The following is a 5,042-nucleotide window of genomic DNA, read 5'->3' on the forward strand; positions in this document are numbered from 1 at the left end:
CCGGCGACGACGCCGGCGGCGGGGGGTACGGGTGCCTTCCTCAGCGGCGTCGCCCGCGGGTGCCTCGGCGACGGCCGGCGTGCCGGTATCGGAGCGGTCCCGGCGGCCATCGCCCCGACCACGGCGCTCGCCGCGACCCTCGCCACGGCCCTCCCCGCGCCGGGAACCCCGACCACCGCCGTCGCCCCGGCGGGAACGGGTCGTGCCACCCAGGTCCTCCTCGATCTCGGCGGACAGCCCGGCCCGGGTGCGCTCGGCGGTGGGCAGAGTGCCGCTGACCTCGGTGGGGATGTGCAGGTCGGTGTAGAGGTGCGGCGAGGTGTGGTACGTCTCCGGCGGCTCCGGCATCTCCAGACCGAGGGTCTTGTCGATGATCCGCCAGCGCGGCATGTCGTCCCAGTCGACGAAGGTCACCGCGACACCTGTCGCGCCGGCCCGGCCGGTACGACCGATGCGGTGCGTGTAGGTGTCCTGGTCTTCCGGGCAGTCGTAGTTGATGACGTGGGTGACGCCGGTGACGTCCAGCCCGCGGGCCGCCACGTCGGTGGCGACCAGGATATCGATCTTGCCGGCCCGGAAGGCCCGCAGCGCCCGCTCGCGGGCGCCCTGGCCGAGGTCACCGTGCACCGCGGCGACCGCGAACCCGCGGAAGTCGAGGTCCTCGGCGACCCGGTCGGCGGCCCGCTTGGTCCGCGTGAAGATCATGGTCAGCCCGCGCCCCTCCGCCTGGAGAATGCGCGCCACCACCTCGACCTTGTTCATCGAGTGGGTGCGGTAGACCAGTTGCTGGGTCTGCGGCGAGGGACCGGTCTCGGCGGTGTGCCCGGCGTGGATCGTCATCGGCTGGCGCAGGAAACGCCGGGACAGGGTGACGATCGGGTCCGGCATGGTGGCCGAGAAGAGCATCGTCTGCCGGTCTTCCGGCAGCATCGCCAGGATCTTCTCGACATCGTCGAGGAAGCCCAGGTCGAGCATGCGGTCGGCCTCGTCGAGGACGAGTGCGTGCACCCGGTCCAGCCGGAGGTGCTTCTGCTTCTGCAGGTCCATCAGCCGGCCGGGCGTGCCGACCAGGATCTCGACGCCCTTGCGCAGCGCGTCGATCTGCGGCTCGTACGCCACGCCACCGTAGATCGGCAGCACCCGGACGCCTCGCGTCCGGCCGGCGGCGGCCAGGTCCTTGGCGACCTGGATGCCCAGCTCGCGGGTGGGTACGACGACAAGCGCCTGGGGGACGCCGTCGCCGCCTTCGCCCGGGGCGAAGACCCGGTCCAGCAGTGGCACGCCGAAACCGAGGGTCTTGCCGGTGCCGGTGGGCGCCTGGCCGATCAGGTCGACGCCACGCAGCGCGATCGGGATCGCGTACTCCTGGATGGCGAAGGCGCGGGTGATGCCGGCCGCGGCCAGTGCCTCGACGGTCTCGACACGGGCGCCGAGTGCGGCGAACGTGGGAGCCTCCGGTCGAACCGGGGCGGTGGGGGCCAGTTCCTGGCCGCCCGTCAAATCTTGAGTCAGCTCGCTCATCTGGATCTGGGGGTGCCCTCTCGTGGGTGCGCCCGTCATGTCCTCAGGGCGCGTTCGGTATGACGCGGGCCACACGGTCGGCGGCAGACTGCCAAGCCGGACCGGGCCGCACGCGCGCCGCGGGCTGAGCTTCGATCAGATCGGCGCCCACGGCAACTGCTCCATGTTACCTGAACAGGCGGGCTCCCGTCCCAATTCCCGGGCTGCCAATCGGCGCGCGGGGCAAGCCAAAGTGACTTAGCTCACATACTGTCGAGGCTGTTCGATCGTCGAGGGCGTCGGGCGCGACGCGGCGCACGGTAGCCTGCGCTCGTGTCCGCCTCCGGTTCCGCCGTCGCCGACCTGCTGGGCCTGGTCGCCTTCGGCGAACTGCTCGCCTTCGAACGGATGGCCGGCGACGCCCGACTCGCCCCTGACCTGCGCCGCCGAGCCGCGCTGAGCGAGATGGCCGGGGCCGAGATCGCCAACTACCGACGCCTCGCCGACCGGCTCACCGGATTGGGCGTGCTGCCGGCGGAGGCGATGACGCCCTACGTCGAGCCATTGCAGGCATACCACGACTCGACCGAACCACGGGACTGGGCGGAGGTGGTGACCAAGGCGTACGTCGGCGACGCGATCACCGACGACTTCCTCCGCGAGATCGCCGACGCGCTCGAGGAGCCGGACCGGACGCTGGTCCTGGACGTGTTGCACGACACCCGGTACGCGGACTTCGCCGCGGCGGAGATCCGGGAAGCCGTCGCGGACGACCCTCGGGTGGCGGGCCGGCTCTCCATGTGGGCGCGGCGGCTGGTCGGGGAGGCGCTGTCCCAGGCCGGCCGGGTCGCCGCCGAACGGGCCACCCTCACGGCGCTGATCGCCCGGGACGGCCGGGTCGACGTGCCGGGGCTGTTCGGGAGGTTGACCACCGCGCACACCGCGCGGATGGCCGCCGCCGGGCTGAACAACTGACCGCCCGGTGGTCGTCGGTGCCGGCCTGCGGCAGGTGGGCCGAACGCCGACCTGCCGCAGCGGCCGGACCGGTCAGCGGACGGTGAAACCGACCGCCCGGGGCGACGCCTCGGCGATCTCGACGTAGGCGACCTTCTCGACCGGAACGATGACCCGCCGGCCCTTCTCGTCGGTCAGGGAGAGCGTGCCGCCGTTGCCGGCGAAGGCGTCGGTCACGATCTGCTCGATCTCGGCCGGCGACTGCGCGCTGTCCAGTACCAGCTCGCGCGGCGCGTACTGCACGCCGATCTTGACCTCCACTGTGCCTCCTCAACTGGGGCGAAAGAACCGCCCTGCGAAGGCTATCCGATCACGGGGCCAGCGGTCAGGCTGACTCACCTTGCAGCGGGAAGCTCGCGATGCCCCGCCACGACAGCGCGGCCACCAACGCCTCGGCCTCGGCCTTGGGCACCTGCCGACCGCCGGCCAGCCAGAACTGCGCGGCCGTCTCCGCCGCGCCGACCAGCCCGGAGGCGAGCAACTCGGCGTGCGCCCGGCTCACCCCGGTGTCGGAGATGATGGTGTCGGTGATCGCCGCGATGCAGCCCTGCTCGACCCGCTCGACCCGCTGGCGCACCGCCGGGTCGTTGCGCAGATCCGACTCGAAGACGAGCCGGAACGCCTCGCTCTCGTGGTCGACGAAGTCGAAGTACGCCCGCACGGACGCGCTGACCCGCTCCTTGTTGTCGCTCGTGCCGCGCATCGCGTCGTGCACCTTGGCGACGATTGCGTCACAATGCGTGTCGAGCAGAGCCAGGTAGAGATCCATCTTGCCGGGGAAGTGTTGGTACAGCACCGGCTTCGAGACCCCGGCCCGCTCGGCGATGTCGTCCATCGCGGCGGCGTGGTAGCCCTGTGCGACGAACACCTCCTGCGCTGCAGCGAGAAGCTGCTTGCGGCGCGCCGAGCGAGGCAGGCGGGTGGGCCTGCCAGCGGTCTGTGCACCATTCCCCGCAGCGGTCATGGGATCCTCCGAGTTCTCCGTACGAGCCGGCATTTTCCCCCCAGACCGGGCAAAGCCCGTGACCCCCGTCGTGGAAATGGCCCGCCGCTGTAACTTATCGCCACTCTCGGCACACGGTAGCCTCAGCGGGGGCGACCAAGGAGCGCGCGGTGAGTGAAACAGGGCAACCCGGAGCCGCCACCCCGGGAGAGCACGGTGACGAAGCGGGTCAGCACGACGACCCGAGCCGTCCCGGCGGCGGGTGGGCGCCCCCGGCGAGTGGGTGGCCCCGAGCCGCCGATCGCGACGATGCCCGGGACGAGGTGCCGCGCTGGCAGCCGGAGCCGACGTCCGGCTGGCGTACCTCGTCGAAACGACACGGCGACCTGCCGTCACCGCTGGTCGGGCGGTCGGGTGACCAGGAGCCGCCGGCCCGGGTGAACGGCCAGCACGCCAACGGCGCGCACCACCCGGACACCGCCAACGGCGCTTACCACCCGGACACCGCCAACGGCGCTTACCACCCGGACACCGCCAACGGCGTTCGGCATCCGGACACCGCCAACGGCGCGCAACAGCCTGGCACCGCCAACGGCGTTGGGCAGCCGGGTCTCGAACCGCCGACAGGACAACCCACGCCGGTGAGCGCGCCGCCCGGAGTGCCCGCCGAGGGACGCTCCGGGGCCGTCAGCGACCGGCTGGTGGTGCCCGCCCAACGTCCCGCGCCGCAGGTGGAGCAGGGCGCCGACGAGCCCGACCCGGGCCGCGCCGCACAGTCCACGGTCGATCCGGCCGCCGCACACCGGAGCCGCTGGGCCGAGCCCGGGTTGCCCACCTCGGCGCCGCCGGCCGTCCAGGTGCCGCCGGTCGGCGCCGCCGCGTCGGGCTTCGAGGTGCCGCCCGGCTTCCACGCCCCGACCAGCGAACGGCTGGCCGCCGACGACAGTTCGACAGCGTCCCGACAGTGGCAGGACCCGCTCCCACCGGAGCAACTGGCGGCGGCGGCCTCGGGCCCGGCCGGGCCCCCCGACGAGGCCGAGCCCGCTCGCGCCGCCGACAGCTCCCGACCGGGCGAGAGGCCCCGGGCCAGCGAAGCGCACCGGGCCGGGGCGTCGGCGGCTGGTGAGTCGGACTGGTCGGAGCCGAGCTGGAACCGTTCGAGCTGGGGTAGCGGGTGGGCACCGCCCTGGTCCCGCCAGGCCGACGAGCCGGCTGGCCCGGCGGCCCGGGACGAGTCCGCCCCGGGCTGGGTCGCCGAGCCCCACCAGCCGTACGAGCCGGTGCGCGCCGAGTCGCCCCGCCCGTACGAGCCGGTGCGCGTCGATCCACCCCGTGGGTACGACCCGGCCGAGGCGAGTCCAGCTCCGAGGCTGCGCCGGGTCGGCCCACCGAGCCGACCAGTGCACTGCCGGAAGAGCGGCCGTCCTGGGCTGGTGGTGCGTCGCCGATGAGTGGTCCGCCCGCCGAGCGTCCGTCCTGGGCTGGTGGTGCGTCGCCGACGAGTGGTCCGCCCGCCGAACGTCCGTCCTGGGCTGGGCCCGGAGCGACCAGCGGGCGCCCGGCCGACCGGCCGTCCTGGGCCGGC

5 protein-coding genes are annotated in these 5,042 nt (G+C 73.2%); 2 read left to right on the plus strand and 3 right to left on the minus strand.

All coding sequences use genetic code 11. The features are described from left to right. On the minus strand, positions 1-1,521 hold a 1,521-nt coding region (locus tag JM949_RS33355), incomplete at its 3' end, for a DEAD/DEAH box helicase (protein ID WP_203152029.1). Positions 1,522-1,833: 312 nt separating this feature from the next. Here JM949_RS33355 and JM949_RS33360 point away from each other — a divergent pair. Further along, positions 1,834-2,475 carry a ferritin-like fold-containing protein gene (locus tag JM949_RS33360; protein ID WP_203152030.1) on the plus strand — a complete coding sequence of 214 codons (642 nt, stop codon included), beginning with the start codon at positions 1,834-1,836 and terminating at the stop codon, positions 2,473-2,475. A 72-nt stretch (positions 2,476-2,547) separates the two neighbouring features. On the opposite strand, the gene JM949_RS33365 is transcribed toward JM949_RS33360, so the two are convergent. Both JM949_RS33365 and JM949_RS33370 read right to left on the minus strand, forming a co-directional pair. Further along, positions 2,548-2,775, minus strand: coding sequence for a DUF3107 domain-containing protein (locus tag JM949_RS33365; RefSeq protein WP_030329796.1), 228 nt, complete (start codon positions 2,773-2,775; stop codon positions 2,548-2,550). Positions 2,776-2,839: 64 nt separating this feature from the next. Further along, entirely contained in the window at positions 2,840-3,478 is a 639-nt protein-coding gene (locus tag JM949_RS33370; protein WP_203152031.1) for a TetR/AcrR family transcriptional regulator, read from the minus strand. A gap of 149 nt (positions 3,479-3,627) precedes the next feature. Here JM949_RS33370 and JM949_RS33375 point away from each other — a divergent pair, with 149 nt between their 5' ends. Beyond that, positions 3,628-4,908, plus strand: a complete 1,281-nt coding sequence (locus JM949_RS33375) for a hypothetical protein (RefSeq protein WP_203152032.1) — start codon at positions 3,628-3,630, stop codon at positions 4,906-4,908. Positions 4,909-5,042 lie beyond the last annotated feature (134 nt).

It is taken from the genome of Micromonospora tarensis, assembly GCF_016803395.1.
Taxonomy (GTDB): domain Bacteria; phylum Actinomycetota; class Actinomycetes; order Mycobacteriales; family Micromonosporaceae; genus Micromonospora; species Micromonospora tarensis.

Bases quoted from the DNA above. Each gene is read 5' to 3' on its own strand.
- JM949_RS33370 (WP_203152031.1), bottom strand. From the start codon at position 3,478: ATGACCGCTGCGGGGAATGGTGCACAGACCGCTGGCAGGCCCACCCGC.